Origin of the sequence: Bifidobacterium subtile (genome assembly GCF_000741775.1) — a bacterium.
GTDB lineage: Bacteria > Actinomycetota > Actinomycetes > Actinomycetales > Bifidobacteriaceae > Bifidobacterium > Bifidobacterium subtile.
On record NZ_JGZR01000018.1, the window covers coordinates 1 to 1,055 of the forward strand.

At 63.1% G+C, this 1,055-nt stretch carries 2 protein-coding genes; one reads left to right on the forward strand and one right to left on the reverse strand.

Features of this window, described 5'->3' with window-relative positions:
- Positions 1-305, forward strand: a 305-nt coding sequence (locus BISU_RS11060; RefSeq protein ID WP_034533133.1) for an ATP-binding protein, incomplete at its 5' end; no start/stop codon positions are given.
- A 51-nt stretch (positions 306-356) separates the two neighbouring features.
- Here BISU_RS11060 and BISU_RS11065 read toward each other — a convergent pair.
- On the reverse strand, positions 357-734 hold the full coding sequence (locus tag BISU_RS11065; protein ID WP_024464178.1) for a hypothetical protein: 378 nt from the start codon (positions 732-734) through the stop codon (positions 357-359).
- Positions 735-1,055 lie beyond the last annotated feature (321 nt).

Here is a 1,055-nt window from a genome sequence, read left to right on the forward strand (position 1 = left end):
CCAAACAAGACAACCGACTCGACCGCGAACTCGACCGGATCGGCAAGAACAGGCTCCTGATCATCGACGAGCTGGGCTACCTGCCCATCGACATCGACGGAGCCAGACTCCTGTTCCAGATCATCGCCGACAGCTACGAAAGGAGGAGCATCGTCTTCACCAGCAACCTCGAATTCAGCCGGTGGGGCGACGTGTTCGGCGACGGCGACATGGCCGCAGCGGTCATCGACCGCATCGTCCACCACGGCAGGATCATCCGCTTCCACGGCGAATCCTACCGCAGCACACACTCACTCATGAAATAACCAAAAACAACCAAGGACGACAGCAACCGCCAACCCTGCACAAAACAGGCGCTACCACTGCTCAAATCTGGTGATTTTCCCGCACAACTTGACATGGTGATACACATCGAACGTATCCCGCGAGACCGGCGAGGGGACCAGCCGCCCGCCCGGGCCGGACGCGAGCACGCTCCACGAGTCCGTCTCGAAGCGCGAGAGCCACGACGGGCACCGGACCGACAGGCCCCGCCCCACGTGGAACGAGAACCGTATCGCGTCGTTCGCCTCGGCCGAGCCCGCAGGCTCCGCGATCCCGTCGACCTCGTACACGCGAGGTAGCGTGACGTAGAACTCGAGCCCCCCGCACACGCCGATCCGGGGCACCTCGAACGGCGCGCGCACGCCCAGGCGCCTGTTGCACGTCACCCTCACCCTCCGCTTGCCAGCCATGGCCGCATCCTTCCCGCAATAGACGAATAGTTGGTTTTCAAATTCATTGCTCAGCCCGTCTGCCTGGCCGTCCCGCTGTCCGGGGCGAGGTGCACGGCGCGCCAGCGGCGCTGCCGTTCGGCCGAGCTGCGGTGCCGCGCCCGGCTGCGCTCGTTCTCCCTGTCGCGCGGACATTTACCGCTATGACATATAAGACTGCGACATGTACCGCTATGACAAGTAAGACCGTGAGATCCAAGGGTATGGCATTTGCCGCTACAACTTCCCTACGCACCCCCAGCCCTGACTTGAAGCCGCGTCAGCTCACGCCGAGCAGCATTC

What these genes read in the sequence shown, in the direction of transcription:
- BISU_RS11065 (WP_024464178.1), bottom strand. Translation starts at nt 734, where the DNA reads ATGGCTGGCAAGCGGAGGGTGAGGGTGACGTGCAACAGGCGCCTGGGC.